The 23,140-nt window shown below is 50.1% G+C and carries 15 protein-coding genes; 6 read left to right on the top strand and 9 right to left on the bottom strand.

Translation table 11 applies throughout. From position 1 onward, the window contains the following. Nucleotides 1–2: 2 nt before the first annotated feature. Both cyoA and N5E87_RS20490 read right to left on the bottom strand, forming a co-directional pair. Nucleotides 3–1,031 (bottom strand): ubiquinol oxidase subunit II, encoded by a 1,029-nt coding sequence (gene cyoA / locus N5E87_RS20495; RefSeq protein WP_279775817.1) that lies wholly within the window; start codon nt 1,029–1,031, stop codon nt 3–5. A gap of 189 nt (nt 1,032–1,220) precedes the next feature. Next, nucleotides 1,221–1,541 carry a hypothetical protein gene (locus N5E87_RS20490; RefSeq protein ID WP_023266127.1) on the bottom strand — a complete coding sequence of 107 codons (321 nt, stop codon included), beginning with the start codon at nt 1,539–1,541 and terminating at the stop codon, nt 1,221–1,223. A 632-nt stretch (nt 1,542–2,173) separates the two neighbouring features. Between N5E87_RS20490 and N5E87_RS20485 the strand changes: the two genes are divergently transcribed. Continuing rightward, the gene (locus tag N5E87_RS20485; protein ID WP_279775816.1) at nt 2,174–5,803 is read left to right on the top strand and encodes an EAL domain-containing protein; all 3,630 of its coding nucleotides are present in this window, start codon (nt 2,174–2,176) and stop codon (nt 5,801–5,803) included. A 75-nt stretch (nt 5,804–5,878) separates the two neighbouring features. Beyond that, the gene (locus N5E87_RS20480) at nt 5,879–6,355 is read left to right on the top strand and encodes a cytoplasmic protein (RefSeq protein WP_086902466.1); all 477 of its coding nucleotides are present in this window, start codon (nt 5,879–5,881) and stop codon (nt 6,353–6,355) included. 55 nt (nt 6,356–6,410) lie between these two features. Here the strand turns inward: N5E87_RS20480 and N5E87_RS20475 are convergent, their stop codons facing one another. The 4 genes from N5E87_RS20475 to N5E87_RS20460 all read right to left on the bottom strand — a co-directional run bounded on the left by N5E87_RS20475 (nt 6,411) and on the right by N5E87_RS20460 (nt 10,675). After that, entirely contained in the window at nt 6,411–7,916 is a 1,506-nt protein-coding gene (locus N5E87_RS20475) for a DUF3300 domain-containing protein (protein ID WP_279775815.1), read from the bottom strand. Between the two features lie 414 nt (nt 7,917–8,330). Continuing rightward, complete coding sequence (locus N5E87_RS20470) at nt 8,331–9,695, bottom strand: ATP-binding protein (protein ID WP_086902464.1); 1,365 nt, start codon at nt 9,693–9,695, stop codon at nt 8,331–8,333. After that, complete coding sequence (locus N5E87_RS20465) at nt 9,688–10,371, bottom strand: response regulator transcription factor (RefSeq protein ID WP_011627620.1); 684 nt, start codon at nt 10,369–10,371, stop codon at nt 9,688–9,690. Before N5E87_RS20465 ends, N5E87_RS20470 begins: the two co-directional genes overlap by 8 nt. Before the next feature lies 1 nt (nt 10,372). Next, on the bottom strand, nt 10,373–10,675 hold the full coding sequence (locus tag N5E87_RS20460; protein ID WP_086902463.1) for a PepSY domain-containing protein: 303 nt from the start codon (nt 10,673–10,675) through the stop codon (nt 10,373–10,375). 359 nt (nt 10,676–11,034) lie between these two features. Here N5E87_RS20460 and N5E87_RS20455 point away from each other — a divergent pair, with 359 nt between their 5' ends. Together N5E87_RS20455 and N5E87_RS20450 are read left to right on the top strand one after the other, a co-directional pair. Then, nucleotides 11,035–11,967, top strand: coding sequence for a choice-of-anchor H family protein (locus N5E87_RS20455; protein WP_086902462.1), 933 nt, complete (start codon nt 11,035–11,037; stop codon nt 11,965–11,967). Between the two features lie 260 nt (nt 11,968–12,227). Beyond that, complete coding sequence (locus tag N5E87_RS20450; RefSeq protein WP_011624535.1) at nt 12,228–12,701, top strand: peroxiredoxin; 474 nt, start codon at nt 12,228–12,230, stop codon at nt 12,699–12,701. A 56-nt stretch (nt 12,702–12,757) separates the two neighbouring features. Here N5E87_RS20450 and N5E87_RS20445 read toward each other — a convergent pair whose 3' ends face one another. From N5E87_RS20445 to ompR, 3 genes are all read right to left on the bottom strand, one after another. Further along, on the bottom strand, nt 12,758–14,734 hold the full coding sequence (locus tag N5E87_RS20445) for a methyl-accepting chemotaxis protein (protein WP_086902461.1): 1,977 nt from the start codon (nt 14,732–14,734) through the stop codon (nt 12,758–12,760). Between the two features lie 116 nt (nt 14,735–14,850). After that, complete coding sequence (envZ, locus tag N5E87_RS20440; protein ID WP_086902460.1) at nt 14,851–16,167, bottom strand: two-component system sensor histidine kinase EnvZ; 1,317 nt, start codon at nt 16,165–16,167, stop codon at nt 14,851–14,853. A 39-nt stretch (nt 16,168–16,206) separates the two neighbouring features. Then, nucleotides 16,207–16,932, bottom strand: coding sequence for a two-component system response regulator OmpR (gene ompR, locus N5E87_RS20435; protein ID WP_011718733.1), 726 nt, complete (start codon nt 16,930–16,932; stop codon nt 16,207–16,209). A gap of 368 nt (nt 16,933–17,300) precedes the next feature. On the opposite strand from ompR, the gene N5E87_RS20430 reads away from it, so the two are divergent. Both N5E87_RS20430 and N5E87_RS20425 read left to right on the top strand, forming a co-directional pair. Next, nucleotides 17,301–22,184, top strand: coding sequence for a PAS domain S-box protein (locus N5E87_RS20430; protein WP_086902459.1), 4,884 nt, complete (start codon nt 17,301–17,303; stop codon nt 22,182–22,184). Then, nucleotides 22,184–23,128, top strand: coding sequence for a diguanylate cyclase (locus tag N5E87_RS20425; protein ID WP_086902458.1), 945 nt, complete (start codon nt 22,184–22,186; stop codon nt 23,126–23,128). Before N5E87_RS20430 ends, N5E87_RS20425 begins: the two co-directional genes overlap by 1 nt. The last annotated feature ends 12 nt before the right edge of the window (nt 23,129–23,140 follow it).

Genomic DNA, 23,140 nt, shown 5'->3' with positions numbered 1-23,140 from the left:
GATTACTCCGCCTCCACTTGGTGAGTGGATGAGTGTTCTGTTGATGAAGTGTCAGAATGGGTTGAGCTTTCCATGTCGGCCATCTTCTGTTCGCTCGCCATATGCGCCATATCGTGGTGCATGCCAGCCATATTGTGGTCGGCACTCATGTGTTCCATACCTTCATGGCCTGCCATTTGCTCGTTTGAGTCCATGTGCATGTATTGCATAACGATTTGATCGAACATGCCGTGACTAACTGAGCCAAAGTATTCAACAGGATTGTTTTCACTCTTCTGTGCTAAGGCTTGGTAAGTCGCAGAGTCTAAGGTCTTAGTCGCCTGTTGTTTTGCCTTGGCTACCCAAGCATCGAAGTCGGCCGCCGTTGGCGTGGCAATGGCTTTAAACTTCATGCCCGCAAAACCTGCGCCGCTATAGTTAGCGGAAATACCGTCATAGGTACCGGGTTCGTTGGCAATCAGGTGCAACTTAGTCGTCATCCCTGCCATTGAGTAGATTTGGCTACCTAACTGCGGGATAAAGAAAGAGTTCATTGCGGTATCAGAGGTGATCTTAAAGTTCACTGGTACGTTCGCTGGGAAAGCCAGTTCGTTTACCGATGCAACACCTTGTTCTGGATAGATAAACAACCATTTCCAGTCCATAGAAACCACTTCAACCGTAATTGGCTTGGCCTCGTGTTCGAGTGGTTTGTAAGGGTCGAGATCATGGGTTGAACCCCAAGTGATCACGCCCAAAATCAATACGATCACAATAGGCACAATCCAAACCACGGTTTCAATCGCGCTTGAATGGGACCATTTTGGGGCGTAAACCTCATGATCTCGGCCATCGCGGTATTTCCATGCGAAGAACAAAGTCATGAAGATCACGGGGATAACCACAATCAGCATGAGTAGGGTAGCGATGATGATCAGGTGCTTTTCATCGACACCGATCTGGCCCTTGGGATCCAATACGCCGCCATCACAGCCTGCGAGCATCAGGGCTATCGCCGCGAATGCTACTTTACTTAAATTTCGAATTAACAAAGGAAGATTCCTCTAACCCTAAGGTTTACAACTCTGCCCAGAGAGATTGGCAGTAGCATTGAGCGGCGTTATCCGAAGGCAAATCCGAAAGTGGCTCGAGCGCGGCACAAAAAATGCCTGCCACCCCAATGCAAGATTGAGGATCGACTTTCAGCGCTTAATGCTAAATTTGAATTTTAAAACAGAGAGTTACAATGGTGGGGCGCGACAACCGTGCGCAAGGTGCTCGAGGGATTTTAGCCTTGGGGGTGCTAAAAACAGGGCAGCATTAGTTAAATCTAAGCTGTTGAAAAACTTGAAGCCATTGTCGAACAGATTCCACAATTGCTTAATAATCTGGGGGTTGAGCAGTAATATGCTCAGCAGCGTGGCGCCGAAAAACTCGATTAAAAATCCATCGCTCAAGGTGATTAACTCACCAATATCGATACAGCCACCGACCATCACCGACACTAAGTCAGCAGCGGGCAGCACAAACAGTAACCCGAAGATCAGGGCTAAGTTTGTCATACTGAAGTGGGAGAACCTCGCTACGAGATTCAATCCTTCAGCGATAAATTGGCTGAGTGCGAATTTCAATTAACAGGTCCGGCTGAACGAGAGGAAATTGTTGGCTGAATAAAAATTCAAGCTGCAACTTTTTTGTGCGGGCGGGAGGATAACAAGAAGCGGGGATTGATTGAAAGTAGATCCCAGGCTCAAAACGGCTTTTGCATTAAAAAAACCTTAATTAAAACCAAAATAAAACAAATAATTAACAAAATTAACTGGATTTATACTCATTACACTCGCAAAAAATAGGGTTAATGTGAGCTGCGTCAGAAAACGCCTTGGGTTAAATGTAAACAATTTGAGCTGGAAAAATCACCTAAACTCGCTGCGCTTTCGCCCCTTTTCACGGAATTATTTTTACCGCATTGATGCGGGTTAACCTCCTCACTCGTTAATGCCCATCCTTTGGCTGCGCTTAAGAGTTGGCGTGAGTCTAGCAGATTTCGCCATAGCAAACCGACCGTTAATGAGGCGTTTACGCTGGCGATTGGCGACTGAATTTATTATTAGCTTTTACTAAGCTTGAGATTGATTTGTAGATTAAGGCATTATGTGGCCTATCTGAGTTGCGGCTTAGTAATAAAAAGGGATTGGATATCAAAGCATTTGCTCACTACCTTAAGGTCAATCTACTCGTTGCCTTGGCTTACTTTGTCGTTGGCAAAATCGGTTTGTTGATTGCCTTACCTCCCGGTTATTCGGCTGCCATTTGGCCTGCGGCGGGCATTGCCATTGCCTCCTGCCTGATATGGAGCAAGTATTCGCCTTGGTTTGGTATCTTGGTCGGCTCTTGGCTGATTAACATCAATATCGGTGGTGAGATCCATCTCGGTTGGCTGCCCTTAGTGATTGCATCCGCATCGAGTTTACAGGCCTATGTTTCTGCCAATGTTATCCGCCGTATCGACCCCTTAGTGACCTTAGATAGACCCAACACTGTCATTAAGTCCTGCCTCAGCCTCTCGTTAACCTGCATGATTGCTACTCTCTTTGGTAATGCCGCCTTGGCCGCCCATGGCACGATTCCCATCAAGGATGTCTTTGGCAGTACGATCAATTGGTGGCTTGGGGACTTACTCGGAGCGGTAATCTTTATTCCGCTGACGATGTTGATCTTCGATCAGCGCTCCATTTGGCGCTCAAGGCGGATTCAGACTGGGTTACCACTGTTGGTCGGCTTTTTATTCTGTGTCGGCATTTATTACTACTCGGATATGAACCAGCGACAACAGCTGCAGGATAAATTTCAAATTCAGTCTAATGCCATTATCAGCAATGTTGAAAGTTTTCAGGTGTCGAATCTACAGCAAGTGATTGCGCTTGCGAGTTTATTCGATAATAGCGAGCAGGTGTCTCAGGATGAATTTATCCAGTTTGGTAAGCGCAACCAACTGCAATTAGATGGGTTTCGGGCTTGGGCTTGGTCACCACTGATTGCCGCGACCGATAAAGACAGTTTCGAGGCCGCCACCAGCGCCGAGATTGGCGAATCATACCGCATTCGATACTTAGCCAATGGGCGACCCAATCCCGACGGTTGGTTAGTGCCGATTAAGTTTGTGCAACCGATAAACACCAGCCGTGCTGCCTTGGGTATTGACCTTAATGGCGAACCGACAAGGGCGGCGGCGATTGCCAAAGTCCGCGCCACACTGTCACCAGTGATGACCGGAAAAATTCAATTGGCGGAGGATCCCAATGGGCCGGGCGGGACGCTGTTTATTGCCCCCGTCTTCGACCGTTTAGGGAATATCGAGGGCTTTTGCTCGGCGGTGATCGACCTGCAATCGATTATCAATGCGGTGGAGCAGGTCAAAGGCTTGCACTGGCGACTCACAGACATGAGTGCTGGCGGAGCCTTACTCTACGCCAATAGCCAGAAGACCTTCCCCCAGTTTCAGGGGAACATACAAAGCGACAAGATGGGCCAGTATTATCAGGCCAACTTAATGCTGGCTGATAGGCATTGGCATATCGTTATCTACGAGTCCTATTCCGAACTGATGGGCGACACCTTTAGTCTGTCGCTGCTGATGCTACTGCTGGCGTTTATCACCTGCGCGGTTGTCGGCGGTATGACCTTAGTGTCTTCCGGGGAGCGGCACCGCATCGCCGAAAAGGTGGCGGAAAAAACCATGGCACTCTCGAAGGAGATCGCCCGTAGCCAGACTTTCCAAGCGACCTTGATCGAGAGTGAGCAAAGGTATCGCACCCTGTTCGATAAGGCGCCCGTGGGCCACGCCTTAAAACGGCTAGAGGACGGGCAGTTTGTCGCCATCAACCAAGCCTTTATGGATATTACCGGTTATACCCTCGAAGAGTTGCAGACACTCGATCCTTGGGAGCTTACGCCCATTCGTTATCGGGTGAGTGAAACCGAGCAGCTCGAACGCCTTAAGCAGACTCGCCGTTACGGCCCCTACCAGAAGCATTATCGCCATAAGGGCGGGCAAATGGTGGCCGTGAGGTTAAATGGCTCCTTGGTCACTGCGGCCAATGGCGAGCAACTTATCCTGTTTATTGTGGAGGACATTACCGAGCAGGAACGCACCGTGGCTAGGGTTAACCTGCTGGCTCAGGTATTCCAGCAAAGCGGCGAAGGTATCACCATCATGGACGCGAATGACATTATCGTGGATGTGAATAGCGCCTTCACCCAAATTACCGGATACACCCGAGATGAGATCATCGGCAAAAACTGCCGCTTCCTTGAAGCTGAGCGGACCGACCGTAGCAATGATGCTAGAGTGCGCGCCGCCCTCGATCAGACCGGATTCTGGCAGGGTGAGGTGTGGGACAGACACAAGGAGGGATTTGATTTCCCTAAATGGTTGATGATGTCTGTCGTGCGGGATGAGACGGGGTCTGTCAGCCATTACATCGGTAGTTTTACCGATATCAGCGAACGCAAAGTCAATGAGGAGCGCATTCACTTCCTCGCGCACCACGACTCTTTGACTCTGCTGCCGAACCGCTTGAGTCTGCAATCGCGGTTAGAGACGGTTTTCAAAGAAGCCTTTGTCAGTCAGACCCAGATTGCCGTGATGTTTATCGATATGGATCACTTCAAAAATATCAACGACACCTTGGGGCACCATGTCGGCGATATGCTGCTGCTCGAAGTGGCGCGGCGGCTGAAGAGTATTGTGAGCAGCGATGATATCGTCGCACGTTTAGGCGGCGATGAGTTCGTGGTGGTGTTGTCCGATACGGACCATGACGAGGTGGCTAAGGCGGCAGAAGCCCTACGCAGTGGTTTGAATCAAACCTATACCATAGATAACAAGCCGCTGCATTCATCACCCAGCATAGGCATTAGCCTGTTCCCAACCGATGGTGACAGTGTTGAGGCGCTCATGAAAAATGCCGATATGGCCATGTACCGCGCCAAAGCGGCGGGGCGCAACAACTATCAGTTTTTCACCGCCGCCATGAACACCTTAGTGACCGAGCGTCAACAAATCGAAACCGGACTCAGGCAGGCTATTGCCCGTGATGAGTTGCGGCTGCACTATCAGCCACAAATCGATATCAACACCGGACAAATGGTCGGCGTCGAGGCGCTGATCCGTTGGCAACACCCCGAATTGGGCTTGGTGGCTCCCGATCGCTTTATCCCTATCGCCGAAGAGATCGATATGATCATCCCCATCGGCCAATGGGTGCTAGAGCAGGCGTTGTCCCAGCTAGCCGAGTGGCGTGAGAAGGGCGCCAAAGGGCTGCGGATGGCGGTCAATCTCTCGGCCCATCAATTGCGTAAGGACACTATCGTTGTCGATATCATCAACGTGCTTGCCAAGCATAAGTTGCCCAAAGGGGCGCTCGAGCTTGAAATCACCGAGAGCGTGGCCATGCAGTATCCCGAGCAAAATGCCAAGTTACTGGCCGAGTTGCGCCAGCATGGGATCGAATTGGCGATTGATGACTTTGGCACGGGCTACTCGTCACTCTCTTACTTGAAGTTATTGCCCTTAGACAGACTCAAGTTAGACCGCTCTTTTGTGAAGGATATCGAGAGCGATCCGAACGATGCGGCCATTAGCGCGGCAACGATTTCAATGGCACATGAGTTGGGGCTGACCGTCGTGGCCGAAGGGGTCGAGAATGAGGCGCAACTGGTGCTGTTATCGGGCATGGGCTGCGATTTAGTGCAGGGTTATTACTTCAGTAAACCCTTGGCGGCCGAAGACTGTTCGCGTTTTATCGAGCGCAATTTTTAAGCCGTTTTTTATCCATTTAGAACTATACTTGGCTAAATCCGGCGATGGAAAGATGGATAAACTAAGGACGGCTTTATGCAAGTTATCTTCACCAAAGGTTCGAAGCGTTATGGACAATTACGTTGCGTGCGCATGGATGGCAGCGCAACCCAAACACAAATGCCCGAGCAGGGCATAGCTCCCCATGACATGATCCATTATGTCGTTGAAAAACGACTGCATATTCAGGGCGCATTTTTCGCCCAAGTGCGCGCAGGCGCCGATATCAGCTTCTCCCTTGAGCACAATGAAGCCTCCTTAGCCGTCGCGGATAAAACCTTAATTTGGCAAACCGAGTCGATTGTCGAATCCCTGCAATCTTTGCTGTGGTCAGCCGATGCGCCGACCTATGCCGGGTTTTTATACCTGCTAGAGCAGAGCTGCAGCAACCGTAAACTGGCGCTGCCCGAGGTGTCTCAAGCGGACTTTGAACATATTATCAATGAGATAATGGAGCTGACCATCGAATGGCAGGGCATGGGTGAAGGCCAGTCCTTGACCCTCAAGTTTTAGCTATTTGAACATAAAGAAAGAGCGCGAATATTCGCGCTCTTTTTATTGGTTGAGATTATTCCCTGTGGCGGCGCTCTTGGCTCTGTGCCGATCTGCCTTGGCTATGCTCAGGGCTGCGGGCCATCTGCATATTTTGGCGTGAATCATTCTGTCTGACTCGATTCTCTTCCCGCTGTCTGGGCGGCGCTTGACGGGGCTGCTCCATACGTTGCGGTTCGGCGCGTCTTACTTCGGGGCGAGCTTCCGGTCTCTGTGGCTGAGTACGTGGCTCAAAGCTGCGCGGTTGCTGCTCTCGAGTCTGATACTGGCGCTGTGGACTGTCCTTGGTTTGTTCCCTCGTTGCTTTTGCCTGCGCTTGTCTTACTTGATTATCCTGACGGTAATTGTCGTTACGCTCTTTCTGGTAACCTTCTCTTTTGGTTTGCGCCGAGTTTGTCGGTGCCACGCGGCGCTCTTTTAACTCGGCCTGAGTATTTTGGAAGCTAGGCGTACGCGCGCGGCTGTAGTGATTGTCGCGGCTTAAGTTGTTGCTTCTGTCCTTATCTTGGCGCTTGTCATAGCCTTTGTTGTCGCGGTTATAACGTGCGTCTTGGTGTTCCCTCGATTTGGCATATTGGCTGGTAAAGTGCTGACCACTGCCACTGGAGTGGGAATCTCGGCCACGGAACTTACTATCGCCGTAGTAGCGCTCTTTCACCACAGGATTGTGGTAAACCACGCCGCGTCTATGCTCGGGTTTATGTTTCCAAGGTTGAGCACCGTAGCTGACTGAGTATCGCTCCCTTGGGCGATAATGGTGGGAGTGACGGTGATCGACAACGACGACTCTGTGGCTGTGCCAATGGAACGAGCTAAAGAAGTAGTTAAAGGAAATATGGATCCCGGGTGACCAGTAAAAGTAACTATGACTTGGGCGGTAAGGGTAGCCCACATAGCCACCAAACTCCCAATAAACAGGGGGGTAGGCCACGCCCCAGCGCCAAGTGCCATAAACCACGCGGGGATCATAGTAGGGCACATACACTACTTCGCGCCTTGCGGGTTCTATGATGATCTGGTTGTTCGCACGGGTCACCGCCATGTTGTCCATATTGGCCAAGCTGTTGGCTTTATCCGCTTGTTGTCTGAGCGATTGAATGCCATCCATCACTTGGCCTTCATCGGCTAAAAAGGCTTCGCCGAGTTTCTGGGTCCAATCTAAGTCTTCGCTCATTTTCTCTAAGACGTTAGGGAAAGCCATAAGGGCTTTAACACTCGGATCCCAGTCCTTGTCTTCGGTGCGAGACATCACCTCGTCGGTCGATAACTTAGGGTTATCCTCTAACCAACGCTGCGCCTGTACCACTTCGAGTGGATAGGTGGAGGCGATCAAAATATGGCTCAATAAACTATCGGGGTAGAGTGCAATGGGCGCAAGCATCTGTTCGAGTTCGGCTTGGCTCAGTGAAGCACTTGAACCTTGGCTGACTGATACGCCTGCGGCTTGAGTTGGCGCAGTGAACGGCAGGGCAACTAATGCCGCCGATAACACCAGCCATTTCCATCGATGTAATCTGTTCATGGTTCGCTCCAATAATCCTATTTGAGGATGTTATTGGCATCATAGGCGCGTGAATATGAACATAAGCTGAAAGTATTTTGTGTGGTAAAAATGCCTAAAGCAGCACAAGTTTTAGCTAACTCATTAGGGCGTGTTGACGTTTCAGGGTTATTTTTGCAGCAATGTGGCTGGCTTTTATGCAAGGCAAAGTCCGTGCAGTGTAGTTATTCTACATAAACGGACGATAACGCGGCAGAAAAGTCAGCCAAATGCTGCCCGAAGGGTTCGTCTGGCAAGCCCTTGCTCTTTGTCACTCGTCATTTGAGTAGAATAACTACACATCATTCCTCGTTTCGCGAGCACGTGCTTACCAGAACGAACAAAATCTAATCTCGAAACGTCAACACGCCCTAGTTATCTTGATGAAATAAACGCTTAAGCCGAGTGGGTGAAGTTAACCGTAAACTTGGCGCCGCCTAAGTTTTCTGAACGGGATACGGAAATGCGGCCATTATAGCTATCCACTAGATCGCGCACTATGGCTAAACCTATGCCGTTGCCTTGGTGATAAGAGTCGGCGCGGATCCCACGCTCAAATATTTGAGTTTGCAGGGCTTCGCTGATCCCCGGGCCGTCGTCTTCGATACAAAGTTGGAGCTGATAGGCGTCGCCTGTGACGGTTAATTTGACCTGCGACTTAGCGGCCTTGCAGGCGTTATCGAGCAAGTTACCTAAAATTTCGGTCAGATCGGCCTCATCGCCCTTAAATACGGCATGCGGTGCCAGATCGCCGCTGAGATCTATCTGCGGCTCACGATAAATCTTGGCTAAGGTTCGCAGCAGTTTGGCGGCGACATCCTCCACCTTAATGCCTAAATGCCAGGAAGCGGCCGCCGCCGTTTGGGCGCGTTTAAGCTGGTGGCTGATGATACGACTGATATTCGACACTTGCTCGCTTGAGGCTTCGCTTAAGTCCGCCTGACTCTTAATTACCGCCAACGGGGTTTTCAGGCTATGGGCCAAATCCGCAAGGGCATTGCGATAACGTTTACGCTGGGTCTGCTCGGTGTTGAGCAGGATATTCAATTGCCGCGCGACTTCCTGCAGCTCACTTGGATACTGGCTACTGAGCTGGGTCGATTTACCTTGCTCGACATCGTGCAGTTCTTGGGTAAAGCGCGCCAGCGGCCTAATGGTCCAAATCAACCAACTTAACTGAAACACCAGCATCACTAAGATCAATATCAGCAACCAAGTCCAAAGCTGTTGATTAAATTGGGAGATTTGCTGTTGAAACTCCAATTCATCCTTAATGATATGGATAGTTACTGGCACGTTTTCATTCAGGCTGGCAAAGCTCACGCTAAAGCTGTAGATAAGATGCGGCGCGCCAGCGAGGTCGATTTGATCGAAGGCACTCTTGCCCGTCGGCGGAATCGTGAACTGCGCCGGCGGCGTGATGCCCATAAAAGACTGCGAATGCCAGACTATGCTCTGCTGATGCTCGGCATTCTCTGTGGTGGCAATGGCATAGAGGCCTGATTGAATGAGGTTAAAGCGGTTTTCGAGCACTAATTCGGGGATAAAAATCCGTTTGTTTTCAACCTCAGTCACCGCTAACACCGAATACACATAGGCACTTAGCTCGTTTTTAGCGGCGCTTTTTACTTGCTCGGCAAAGGCGTCATTGAGGGCGACCCCAATCAGCGGCAGCAGCACCAAAATAAACAGCGGCGCACTGAGGACGAGCCGAGTTTTGAGGGAGTTTAATAACTGCCAGGCAAGCGCACGCTTACTCATCTGGGGAGATGACTCTTAAACGATAGCCTTGGCCGCGCAGGGTTTCGATCAGATTGTATTGGTTATCTGGGTCGAGTTTTTTGCGTAAACGGCGGATAAAGACTTCGATAACGTTAGAGTCGAGGTCAAAATCCTGATCGTAGATATGTTCGGTGAGCGCAGTTTTCGATTTCACTTCGCCCTGATGCAGCATAAAAATCTCAAATAGCTTGTATTCAGAGCCGCTTAGAGTGACGAGTTCATCTCCTTTGCGCACTTCTAAGCTACTGGTATTTAAGCTAAAGGGACCGTTAGTAATCACTGGGCTGGCTTTACCAGCCGAGCGGCGGATCAAGGCTTTGAGCCGAGCCACTAATTCCTCGGGATGGAAGGGCTTAGTGAGATAGTCGTCGGCACCCGCATCGAGGCCCTCGACTTTATCCTGCCAGCTATCCCGCGCGGTTAAAATCAGGATAGGGAACGCGCGCTCTTTTTGGCGCACGCGGCGAATAAGGCTTATGCCGTCGAGTTTAGGTAAACCGACATCGATAATCGCGGCATCATAATTATATTCAATGGCTTGATACAGACCTTCTTCACCGTCGCTGGCGACATCTATGCTGTAGTGAGCATCGAGCAAGTGCTGTTTTAAGTTGGCTTGAAGCGCTAAATCGTCTTCAACGAGTAAGAGTCGCATATTAATTCCTCGAAACACGCCCAGTGGCGGCATCCACCGAAACAGAAAAAACTTGGCCATCGTTATTGAGGATTTTGACTCTATAGCCTGAGCCACTCGACTGCACGCTGAGCACTTTTCCTCGATATTGACGTTGCGCCATCGCCACGGCTTGATCTGGACTGTTGACCACAAGGCGGCGCTGTTCATTCTTCACACCTTGGCCGCGCGATTGATTACGCTCATCGTGTTTATCATTGCCCGCCATGCTGCCAAAGGAGGTGCATAAGCAAGCGACTAGGGTCAGTGTCAAACCAAGTTTCATATCTGTTACCCGCGCATGTTCGGCGATCTTAAGTGAGTAGCTAGGTGGATAGCTTATCGAGTCGACTAAGAATACCTTATCACCATAACAAACACATAGAGATCAGCCAATTGGTAAACACAATTCCTTTAAAATTCACTGCGATTCGTTGGATTTTATCGAGTTAATCCCCATCGAACCTCTTTACAGAACAGGAGTCATATCCTGTGACATATTAGCAGTGTTAACCAAAACAGATGAATTGAGGCTGAACGGCTTTTTTACCCCAAAAATCACGGTTTTTAATGTTCAGCTTATGTTCACCTTGAGTGCCCTCTAATGTCACCAATTTGAACGGATTATCCAATGGGGTATTCAAGATGAGCACACTCAATCAATCAGGTATCGTTAGCACAACTCACACAGCCTTTGTGAAGGCAATGGTATTGGCAGGGGCATTACTGGCGCCGACCATGGTGAGCGCAGAGTCCTTCGATGAGTCAAACTTGGCCCCCTTTAGCGCGGCCAGTATTGGGATGGCAAAAAAAGCTGATGCCGAGCAGGCCGCAGAGCAAGAAAAACAAGCCCTAAGCCTATTGCAGCAGTCGGCGCCCGCTCAAAGCGTGGGTGAAGCCGCTGTAGCAGCAGTTAAATCTTTAGCACCGTCGTTGTCGCCAAAGAGTCCGAGTGCTCATCGTGTGCAATTGATGGGCGCAACCCCCATGACCCGCGAACAAGTGATTGCTAAGCATACGAGTCAGCCTATCCCAAGCTCGAGTGCGACCAGTGAAGATCCCTATCGCGCCCCCGTGTATCACAGCTTTGCGATTTTTGATGCCAGCAGCCGTTTGTTTGAAGACTTTGATTACGATGGGTTTTATCAAACCTTCAGCGTGACCTTCGATGTGGATGTGTTTGGCTCATATCTTAATGAGCGCGCCGACCTGTTTGCCGAGTTATACCTCAGCCGTAACGGTGGTCCTTGGGTGCATTACTACACCACGGACGTGTTTACCATTTACGGTGACTCAACGCAGGACGATTACGAAGTACTGACCACCCTCTACACTGGCTATCAAACGGATCACTACGATGTATTAATCGATGTCTACGAGGTTGGTTATAGCGATATTGTCGCCACCATTAGCGCCGATGACACCGATGGCTTATATGCCTTGCCGCTGGAAAGTAGCGACCGTGACCGTGTTGACGAAGTGATTGTGGTGGAAGAAAGTGGCGGTGCATTGTCTATCTTTGCCTTGCTTGGCCTTGGGTTGTTCGCTGCACTACGCAAGCGTGAAAAATGGGTTTAATACCCTGAAATAAACTCTTTTGTAAGCCATCAGGGTTTTACCAAGTCAGCGCCTATTTAGAGTAAACAGCGTGGCTAATACTAAAAGCAGCATATCTATCGATACGCTGCTTTTTTATTTCGCAATGCGGGTAACAAAAGCAACCTTGCGATTTATCGGCAATTTGCTCCCTTGGCTACAAATCCCCTTTTTCTCTCTGTGTTTATCATTTCCGATTCGGGCTAGTATGGGCAAGTTACGTTAACTAAAGGAAGAGAGACATGATTGCTCAAGGTCAAACATTACCAGCGGCTACGCTAAGCCAACTGACTAAAGATGGCATGGTAAATCATCAAGTTACCGAGCTGTTCGCGGGTAAAAAAGTGGTGTTATTTGCAGTGCCTGGTGCTTTCACACCAACCTGTTCTGAAGCGCATTTGCCAGGTTATGTGGTGCTGGCCGATCAATTTAAAGCTAAAGGCGTTGATTTAATTGCCTGTGTATCGGTAAACGATGCCTTTGTGATGAAAGCTTGGGGCGAAGCGCAAAATGCGTCTGAGTTACTGATGCTTGCCGATGGCGATGCCAGCTTTACTAAAGCGCTCGGACTCGAAATGGATACCGCTGGCTTTGGTGGTGTACGTTCACAACGTTATGCGATGATCATCGATAACGGCGTGGTGACTTTACTGAATGTAGAAGCACCTAAGTCATTTGAAGTGAGTAAAGCAGAAGTGGTATTAGCGGCACTTTAATGCCTGATTAAAAAACAAAATGGGAGCCTAGGCTCCCATTTTTATTGGCATCAAGCTTAAGCCGCTCGGGCAGATACTGTGTTGGTGTCGGCTATGCCTAGGCTGGTCTCAATATCTTCCACGCTTTGCTGCACTTCTTGGGCTATCACTTCGCTCTGCTGCGAACTGGTTTGCGCTTGGTCTTTTAGGTTATCCATGCTGCGGACAAATTCATCGAGGTAATCGACCTGTTCCTTGGCGTTGAGTGAGCCTTGTTTGGCGGTATTGGCCATTTCACTCGCTTGATTTTGTACGGTTTGTGCCACATGCCATAGGCTCTGTGCCCGTTGTTTTTGGCTATCGGTCGCTTGGGCAATGCCATCGACACTCTCGCCGAGTGCGAGGTTAGATTGGGTGAGTTGATGCAGGATCTTCACGATTTCATTTAACGACACCTGAGTGCGTTGACTTAGGCTTCGAACCTCATCGGCGACCACGGCAAAACCGCGACCTTGCTCACCCGCACGGGCGGCTTCGATGGCGGCATTAAGTGCCAACAGATTGGTTTGCTCGGCAATATTGCCAATGACATCAATGATTTTAGCAACATCTGCCACTGAGTTATTCAGGCTTTCGAGCGAGGCATGGCAAAGGCCAACCGCCGTTTGAGTTTGTTCTGTAGCACTCAGCACGGCTTCGGCCTCGGTTTGGCTCGACTGCATTTGGCGCATGGTTTCGGCCGCGCTTTGTTCAACTAGGGCCGAGGTGTGGCTGACCTCATTGGCGAGGCTGCGGATATGCTCGGTTTGCGACTGAGTGTCGGCAACTATGGTCTGAGTGTGTTCGGTGTGCTGCGACAGTTGAGTGATGCGCGCTACCAACTGACTCAAGGATTGAGAAACCTTAGTCATTTGTTGGCGCTGGAGTTCGTCTTCTTGCTCGAATCTGTGCAGTAATTGATTGAAATGGCCTGCAATTTGGCCGGTTTCGCAGCGGCGATTGATGTCTAAGCGTTCACGACTGTTGGACTCGCTTAATTGCATAAAGGCTTGATTGAGGCGTTTAAGGGGCTTAACCACACGGTTCTGTTGCAGGATTAAGTAGCCGATAGCAAACAGCGCCATAATCGAAACCATCGCATAAAGAATGACTTGTAACTCATATTTGAGCTGTTGGTTTTTGGCGGCTTGCGCCTCACCGAGGGCGATAAGCTGCTGTTCAACTCTGCTAATGGCTTGAATTAACTGCTCTTGCATCTCCTGATTGGCTTGCAGCAGTTGGTGGGTGTTGGCGACTTCTTTATTGTATCGGTTGGCAAGGCTTAACAGCTCGCTGCGATCATTTTCACCCACTTCAATCTGTTCTGGTTCACTCGCGCCGAGGGCAAATTCATCGGCTTCCTGCTGCTCGTATACGCCGATTAACGGCAGGGCGTTCAGTCGGTCACGCCACTGGTTTAGCTCCTTGCTGGTACTGTCGAGAATATTTTTAAGTTGCTGATTTTTATCGATGAGATAGCCATCGGTAAGCTGTGATAATTGATAAACAATGCTGGGTAAGTCACGGCTTAATTGCAGATATTGTTCGGCCACAGTGGCATTAACCGCTAAACCTTTGTCGGCGTAACTGCCAAGCCTGCGGTTATAGTCGAGCATTTCAGATTCGGCGTGGGCCAGCAGTTGTCTTGGGTTGCCCGCGAGTTTGCCTGCGGCGCGGTATTTAGTGTCTAAGTCTTGAATGAATTGGCTAAGGCCAGTTTGTAATTCCTCATCGGCACTGCCCGCTGCGGCGAGGTTGAGCTCGCTGAGCTCAGTTTTAATCTTGCTCAGTTTGGCTTTGGCTTCTTCGAGTTGGGTCGCGTTACCACTGGCTAAATAGCCATCGAGATCGCGGCGTACTCCTACGAGAAAATCCTGTTGTAGGCCTTGAAGTACTTGAGTTTGTTGCTCAATCTGTTGTCTTTGATCGCTGCTCCACAGCACCACGGCTGCTAATAGTCCAGCAAGCAATAACAACAGCGCCGAAGCTGAGAGTGACAGCGTTGAAATCTTCATGATGCAATCTTCATTGGAAACTTAAGGAAGTTAACTGCCTAGAGTTTATGAATTTCGCGTGACATAAATATGACAACACAAGTTGAATGTCAGCGTTGTCATTCTGAATTTATGATTTATTCCAAGGGGAGCCAGACTTGGGCTTTTAAGCCGCCCTCAGTGCGGTTAGATAAGGTCACTTGGCCTTGGTGACGGTCGATAATCCGTTTGATGATGGCGAGCCCAAGGCCCGAACCGACACTGCCGCGCGCAATATCACCTTGGGTAAAAGGCTGAAACAGTTTGGGAATTTGCGACTCATCAATCCCCGGGCCATTATCCTCAACGCTAAAGCCGATACGCTTACCATCAAATTGCGAGCTTATCCGCACCCAGCCTGAACCATAACGGAAGGCATTTTCGACCAGATTACTGAGCACTCGCTTAATCGCCAGCCCTTGGAACAGCGCCTCGGGGCAGTCGCTCAGTACGACTTCAATTTCACCGTCGCGGTTGGCTTCGGCCTGCGCAATATCTTGAATGAGTTTATTAATTTGCCCTAGCTCGCGGCTCGCCTCCTGATCTTGGCGAATATAGGCAATAAACTGGCTGATAATGGCGTCCATATCTTCGATATCGTTGACGATGCCATCTTTAAGATATTGATCTTCTTCGACCATCATCTCGGAGGCGAGGCGAATACGCGTCAGTGGCGTGCGTAAATCGTGGGAAATCCCCGCCATCAACAGGGCTCTGTCCTGTTCGAGCTGTTTCATGCTGTGGGACATTTGGTTGAAGGCATTGGTCACTTCCACCAATTCACTGGAGCCTTTTAGCGGCAAAGGATCGGGAAATTCACCGCGAGAGACCGAGATTGCGGCTTTTTGTAAGCGCCTGAGTGGCCTGTTTTGCTGGCGGGCAAACCACCATCCACCGGCGACACTGAGCGCACCGATCACCATTAAGTACAAGGTGAGTGGCGATAAATCGGAAACGTTTTGGCCGATGAGCGGTACTTTAATCCATACCGATGGCGCCTGTGGCGGGCGGATCCAAATTTGTAGCACTGTGCCGTGAGTGACGCGAACTTCTGCCTCACCACCTAAGTATTCCGACATCTGCGATGACCAAAAACCGTAGTAGGTGGCCTGTTCGATTCCCGCTTCGCGGGCCTGTTGTTGGTTGTAGACCTTCATGCCATCGTCACGGACTTTGGCATTGAGCGCATCGACTATGGTTAAGTGTTCGCGGCCGATATCGATACCATCGACAAATAACAGATTGATTTGACGGGCAATTAACTGGTTGATTTGCTGATAACTGGGCTTTAATACATACACAGCCACAGTGACATAGGAAACCAGCTGATTGATTAACAGTAGACAACCAATCAGCATAACGGTTTGGCTAAAGGCGCTGCGGGGAAGAAAGCGCCACCAAAACTTAGATTTCATCTTGATGCCAACGCACTGACGACTTCAGGCAAGAGTGGCTCATCGACGGGCGGCGCCATCGGGCACAAACACATAACCTAGGCCCCACACGGTTTGGATATACCTTGGGTTAGCTGGATCCTTCTCAATTAAACGGCGCAGGCGCGAAACCTGTACGTCAATCGAGCGCTCCAGCGCCGAATAATCACGGCCACGGGCGAGGTTCATCAGTTTATCCCGCGACAAGGGTTCGCGTGGATGAGTGACTAACACTTTTAATACGGCGAACTCGCCACTGGTGAGTGCGATGGCCTCATTACCGTGGTACATCTCGCGGGTGGCTAAGTCGAGGGAGAACTCGCCAAAGCTGATTTCGGCCTCTTGCTGCGCGGGCGCACCGGGGACATCTTGAATTTGGCGGCGCATTACCGCTTTGATCCGCGCCAATAACTCCCTCGGATTAAAGGGTTTTGGCAAATAATCGTCGGCACCGAGTTCTAAACCGATAATCCGGTCGACCTCATCGCCCTTGGCGGTGAGCATCACAATCGGAATGGTACTGCCCTGTTGGCGCAGACGACGGCAGATGGATAGCCCATCTTCACCGGGCAACATCAAATCGAGCACTATGAGGTGGAAGTTTTCACGCTCCAATAAACGGTCCATCTGCTCAGCATTGGCCGCACTGCGCACCTGATAGCCTTGCTCCATCAGGTAACGCTCGAGTAGTGCTCGTAGGCGCATATCATCATCGACGACGAGGATTTTCGAGGTTTCTTGTCCCATGGGATGTCCTTAAATTGCTCGGATTATTGCTTTTATTCTTTATGCCGTCATACAACAAAGATTAACTGGCTGAAATTGAAAACGAATCTGCCAAGAATGTGCTTAATATAGCTGGATTCAATCTGAGCGACTAGCTCATGATGTGAGTCAATGTCGACCGAATACGGCTAATTGCCAACTCATGTTAATACTAAGCAAATGAAATTGCATGGGAATCGTCACATTTATCTAGTATGTAACTGAAATTGTAACTAAATTGGCATTAGCTACTTTTGATGCATTTGTTGAGTTAACTTATCAGCTTTATGGCAAAAGTATTTTGATTAGTCCAGAATCATAACTCTATGATTATCAATTATTAGGTGTATATGACCCTGTCGATGAGTTACAAGCAAGCCTCCAAGTGGGGATTTTTCGTCTTGCTCGTGGGACTTTTTTTTAGTGCCGTGCTCGCTTGGCAGGTGAGTCGTATCAATTCGCAAACCATTTCTTTGGCGCTCGAAGCGAGCGCGCAGCAGATCAGTGAGAATGTCACCAATAGGATTGCCCTCTACCAATATGGCTTGAGGGGCGCCCGAGGCATGATCCTCACGGCGGGTGAAGACCATATCAGCCGCCCCATGTTTCAAAACTATAGTCTGACGCGGGATGTGGATGAGGAGTTTCCCGGCGCCCGCGGATTTGGCTTTATTCGGCGGGTCTCCAAAGAAAACGAAGCGCAGTTTTTAGCGCGGGTAAAGGCGGTCGATTGGCCTGACTACCATGTTCGTCAGCTCAACCCCAACGAGGGGGAGAAGTATCTGATTGAATATATTGAACCGCTCGAGCGCAATAAGGCGGCGGTTGGTTTAGATATCGCCTCCGAGACCCACAGAAAAGAGGCCGCCGATCGCGCCATGTTGTCGGGTGAAGTGCAAATTTCCGCGCCGATTACCTTAGTGCAGGCCACGGGTAAGCCGCTGCAATCCTTCTTAATTTTATTACCTGTTTACCGAACGGGTATTGTCCCTCCAACTCCGGAAGAGCGATTGGCCCAAGGGTTTGGTTGGAGTTATGCGCCGCTGGTCACGACCGAGATTTTAACGGGATTATCGCTGAATCAGAAAATGACCAAGCTGATGTTAAGCGATGTGACGGACGATAAGCAGCCGATCAATTTCTTCGAAACCCACGCCAATGATTTAAGCCCGCTATCGGATTACAGCTACAAGTTAAATAAGACGATTTTTGGTAGGCATTGGCAGTTTGAGGTAATGGCCTATCCAGGTTTTATCAAGTCATTACATCTCAATAAGCCCAGCTTAGTGTTGCTCAGTGGCAGCTTGTTCAGTGTGTTGCTGGCGGCGTTGATCGCTATGTGGTCCTTAACCTTGCAACGTAAACAGCAAGTGTTAGCCGAGCAAGCACGCCGTGCAAGCATGTTGGAGCATTCCCTCGATGGCATTATCAGTTATGACCTCGCTGGCAATATAACCAGTTGGAACCAAGGTGCCGAGCGACTCTTTGGTTACACTGAGCAGCAGGCGCTGGGCTTACCCAGTAGCGAATTGATTATTCCGCCCAGCATAGTGCTGGAGGAACAGGCTCTGATGGCCGATGTGTTGACCGGTAAGACGGTACTCAATCGAGTATCGCGCCATCAACGTGCCGATGGCAGCAACCTGTCGACCTCGACCACCGCTTTGCCGATTTACGACGAACATGGCGACATAGTGGGTTTGAGTCAAACCATACGGGATATCACTGCCCAGCAGGATGCCGAGCGACATATTCTCAACCTCAACGCTAGCCTTGAGCGACAGGTGACCAAGCGTACCCATGCTTTGCAGCAGGCTTTACTCGAGAATCAGGCACTGCTCGATACCATCAACCAGCAGCTACATTACTCGGTCACCGACTTAGACGGGGTGATTTTAGATGTGAATGAGCACTTCTGTCTGATCAGTGGCTACGCGCGGGAGGAGTTAATAGGTCAAACCCACTCAGTGCTGAAATCTGGCGAGCACGATGCCGCGTTTTGGCAGCGGATGTGGCAACAGATTAAGGCCGGTAAATCTTGGCATGGGGAAATCTGTAACCAAGGGAAAGATCAGCAGCTGAAATGGTTCGATACTGTGATTGGCCCAGTCTTCGATGAGCGTGGCAAAGTGGAACGTTTTGTCGCGCTGCAAACCGATATTACCGAGCGTAAATTAGCACAGCTCGAAAAAAATCGGATAGCGACTCTGCTGACCAATGTGCTGGATGCGGCCTCCGAAATGACCATAATTGCCGCCGATCCACAGGGCATTATCACTATCTTCAACCGCGGTGCCGAGCGCATGTTAGGGTATTCCGCCGAAGAGGTCATAGGCAAAACCACCCCTGCACCTTTCCATATTGCCGATGAAATTGCCGCCCGCGCCGCCGAGCTTTCTGTTGAATACGGCCAAAAAATTCAAGGTTTTGACACGTTTGTCCACAAGGCGCGGGAAGAGGGCTCCGAGACTCGTACTTGGACCTATGTGCGTAAGGATGGTAGCCAGTTACCAATCTCACTGTCAGTAACCGCGATGCGTGGTAATGACGGTGAAATCCTAGGTTACCTTGGGATTGGTGTGGATATTTCGCAAATTGTCGCCCAGCAAGAGGCCTTACTCACGGCGAGTAATCACCTCAGTAAGGCGGCGGAAGTGGCTAAACTGGGGATTTGGACCTGGAACCTGCTCGATAACTCGTTGCAGTGGAACGATCGCATGTTTGCCATGTATGACCAGCCTGAAAGCCTTAAACAGCAAGGTCTTAGCTATGAGCATTGGCGGATGCGAGTCCATCCCGATGACGTTGAAGAGGCCGAAGAAAAGCTTAACCGCGCGGTTGAGTATGATGAACCCTATCATCCAATTTTCCGCGTGTTAACCACGGATGGTGCGGTGCGCTATGTGCAGGCGGGTGCCCAAATTGAGCGCGACAGGCAAGGAAATGTGATCCGAGTGATTGGGATCAACATCGATATTACCGCCCAGCGGCAGATTGAGGCGAATTTAAGGAGTGCCAAGCTGGAGGCGGATAACGCCAATGCCGCTAAGTCGGCGTTCCTTGCCAATATGAGCCACGAAATCCGTACCCCCATGAATGCGGTGTTGGGGATGTTGCAGTTGATGCAATATACCTCGCTCTCGGTGCAGCAGCAGGGCTATGTGAACAAGGCGCAAACGGCGGCTAAGTCATTGTTAGGGCTGCTTAACGATATTTTAGACTTCTCAAAAATCGATGCGGGCAAATTAAAACTCGATCCACATCCTTGCTCGATTGAGTTATTGATGCGGGATCTGGCTGTGGTGTTATCGGCGAGCCACAACAATGCTGATGTGGAAGTGATGTTCGATCTCGACGCGGCGCTGCCTCCTTGGTTGCTGGCCGATCAATTAAGGCTGCAGCAAATTCTCATCAACCTCGCGGGCAACGCACTCAAGTTTACCCCTCACGGGCAAGTGATTGTCGGCCTAGAATGTATTCGCCATGAGGCCGATACCGTTACTGTGCAGTTTTCGATTGTCGATAGTGGTATTGGCATCAGCGAAGAGCAAATTGAGCGGATTTTCACTGGGTTTGAGCAGGCTGAATCCTCAACCTCACGCCGTTTTGGGGGCACGGGACTTGGGCTGGCTATCAGTAAACGTCTTGTCGAGTTAATGGGCGGACAACTGCAAGTCACCAGTAAAGTCGGGGTTGGCAGTCGTTTCTGGTTCGATTTGACCTTCCAAGTGATGGAGGTTGAAGCCCGCGCCCGCGCCGATTTGAGCCAATATCGCATTCTGGTGGTCGACGATAATCAAATCACGACCGAGATCTTATCGAAAATCCTCAGCGACTATGGCTGTCTGGTTGAAACCGCTTCTGGTGGTTATCAGGCCATTGAAAAGGTAAAACAGGCCAATGCAGCCGGACAGCAGTTTGATGTGGTGCTAATGGATTGGCGTATGCCGGATATCGACGGTCTACAAACCGCTGAAATGCTGAAAAACGCCGGAACCGGCAGTTATACCCCGCTGGTGGTGATGTTGACGGCCTACGGCCATGAAGTGATTGCCGAGAGTCAGCACATTAACAACGTTCCCTTCGTCAACTTCTTAACTAAACCTGTCACCTCGCAAGTGTTGGTTGAAGCCGTGCTCAATGCCATCGAAGGCAAGACCATGGACGCGAATCCTAAGCCGCGCTCACAGCGTCTGTTAGCGGGGCTCACTCTGTTAGTGGTTGAGGACAATCAATTAAACCGTGAGGTGATTGAGGAGCTGTTGAGTTATGAAGGCGCCACCGTTGTGCTCGCAGGTGGCGGTGTGGAAGGGGTGGCACAGGTACTCGAAAGCGGTGATTTATACGATGCCGTGATTATGGATGTGCAAATGCCCGACATCGATGGGTTAGAGGCGACGCGGCGGATCCGTGCCGATGGTCGATTCGCCCAGTTGCCTATCCTCGCGATGACGGCCAATGCCTCGCAAACCGATAAACAAGAATGCCTCGAGGCGGGGATGAATGCCCACGTCGGTAAGCCTATCGATATGCAGCTGCTGTTGCCGAATATTCTGCGTCTAGTGGGGCGTGATGTGACATCCCTCGAGCAGCATGAGTCTGCGCATCTCGACTCTCAACACAATCTCGAGGGCGAAACCCTGCTCGACGATATTCGTTTGATCCTGCGCCGTTTTGGTGGCAACCAAGTGTTTTTCGAAAAAATGGCGAGCAGTTTTGCCCCCGAAATGACCAAGCAGCTTAGCTTGTTCAAGCAATCTACCAAAACCTTTGATTACGCCACCACAGCTGCGATCAGCCATGCGATTAAAGGCATTGCCAGCAACTTTGGCGCGCGGCGTTTAGCCGTTCATGCGGCGTTTTTAGAAAAACAATTTAAACAAGAAGGCCTCGAGCTGCTGGAAATAAAACGCTGGACGGATACACTGGAGTCCTTAATACATCAAAGTATTGAACAGCTTGCAGGCTTTTTACCTAAGGGGCAGCTCAAACAGCCTCAATCGATTGAACCTGTAAACGGTACCGCCGTGGATATGCAGAGTGTGCGCCCCGAGCTGGATACCTTGGCTGCTCTCTTACAGGAAAATAATTTAGAAGCCGTGAATTTAGTCGACAAACTCGCAAAACCGCTATCACAGCACCCGCAATGGGCTGAACTCAATGGACTGGTTCAATCACTCGCATTTACACAGGCTTTGGAGACTTTGCGGGCGATGATGTTGGAGGATGTGTAGTGTATATAAGTGAACTCATGGCGACCCAGCAGGCCGTAAAGGGCAAGATTTTGATCGTGGATGATCAGCCTTTGAATATCAAAATCTTGCATCAACTTTTCCATGAAGAATATGAAATGTTCATGGCGACGAGCGGCGAGCAGGCTTTGCAGGTATGCCAAAAGATGCAGCCCGATCTGGTGTTGTTAGACATCGAAATGCCGGGAATGTCGGGTTACGAGGTCTGCCAACAACTGAAGGCCGAACCCACCACAGCTAATATCGGGGTGATCTTTATTACCGCCCATTTTGATGAGGTTGAAGAGGTGAAGGGTTTCCAACTCGGCGCAGTGGATTTTATTCACAAACCGATTAACCCCATCATCACCAGCGCGCGGGTCAAGAACCAATATCAGCTGAAGCGCCAATCCGATGTATTGCACTCTATCGCTTTACTCGACAGTTTGACTGGGGTCGCTAATCGCCGTCAGTTTGAGCAGCGCTTACCCGAAATCTGGCGCTTTTGCTGTCGGAATCAAGCCTACTTATCCGTTATCATGCTGGATGTGGACTTTTTTAAGCGTTATAACGACCGCTATGGTCATCAAGAAGGTGACCAATGTTTACGGCTGGTTGCCGATGCCGCTAAGGGCATGTTAAAACGCCCCAACGATCTTATTGCGCGCTATGGTGGCGAGGAGTTTATCTGTATCCTGCCTGAGGCTAAGTTATCTGGCGCCATGCGCCTCGCGCAGGCGATGGTGGATGCGGTGCAAGCCTTGCACATAGAGAATTTGGGTTCAGATTTTGGCGAAGTCACTGTGAGTGCTGGTATTGCGACGATTCAACCCTTAGCCGATTTAAGTTGGGAGTCGCTCGTCGAAGTGGCGGATCAACAACTCTATCTGGCGAAGCATCATGGCCGTAATCAAGTGGTTGGTGTCGATATCGAACCGGCGCAATAGTCTAGTTTGTGT

It is taken from the genome of Shewanella sp. GD03713, from assembly GCF_029843705.1.
Taxonomy (GTDB): domain Bacteria; phylum Pseudomonadota; class Gammaproteobacteria; order Enterobacterales; family Shewanellaceae; genus Shewanella.
Note: the sequence above shows the minus strand (reverse complement) of the source record. Positions and strands in the feature narration are given on the sequence as shown.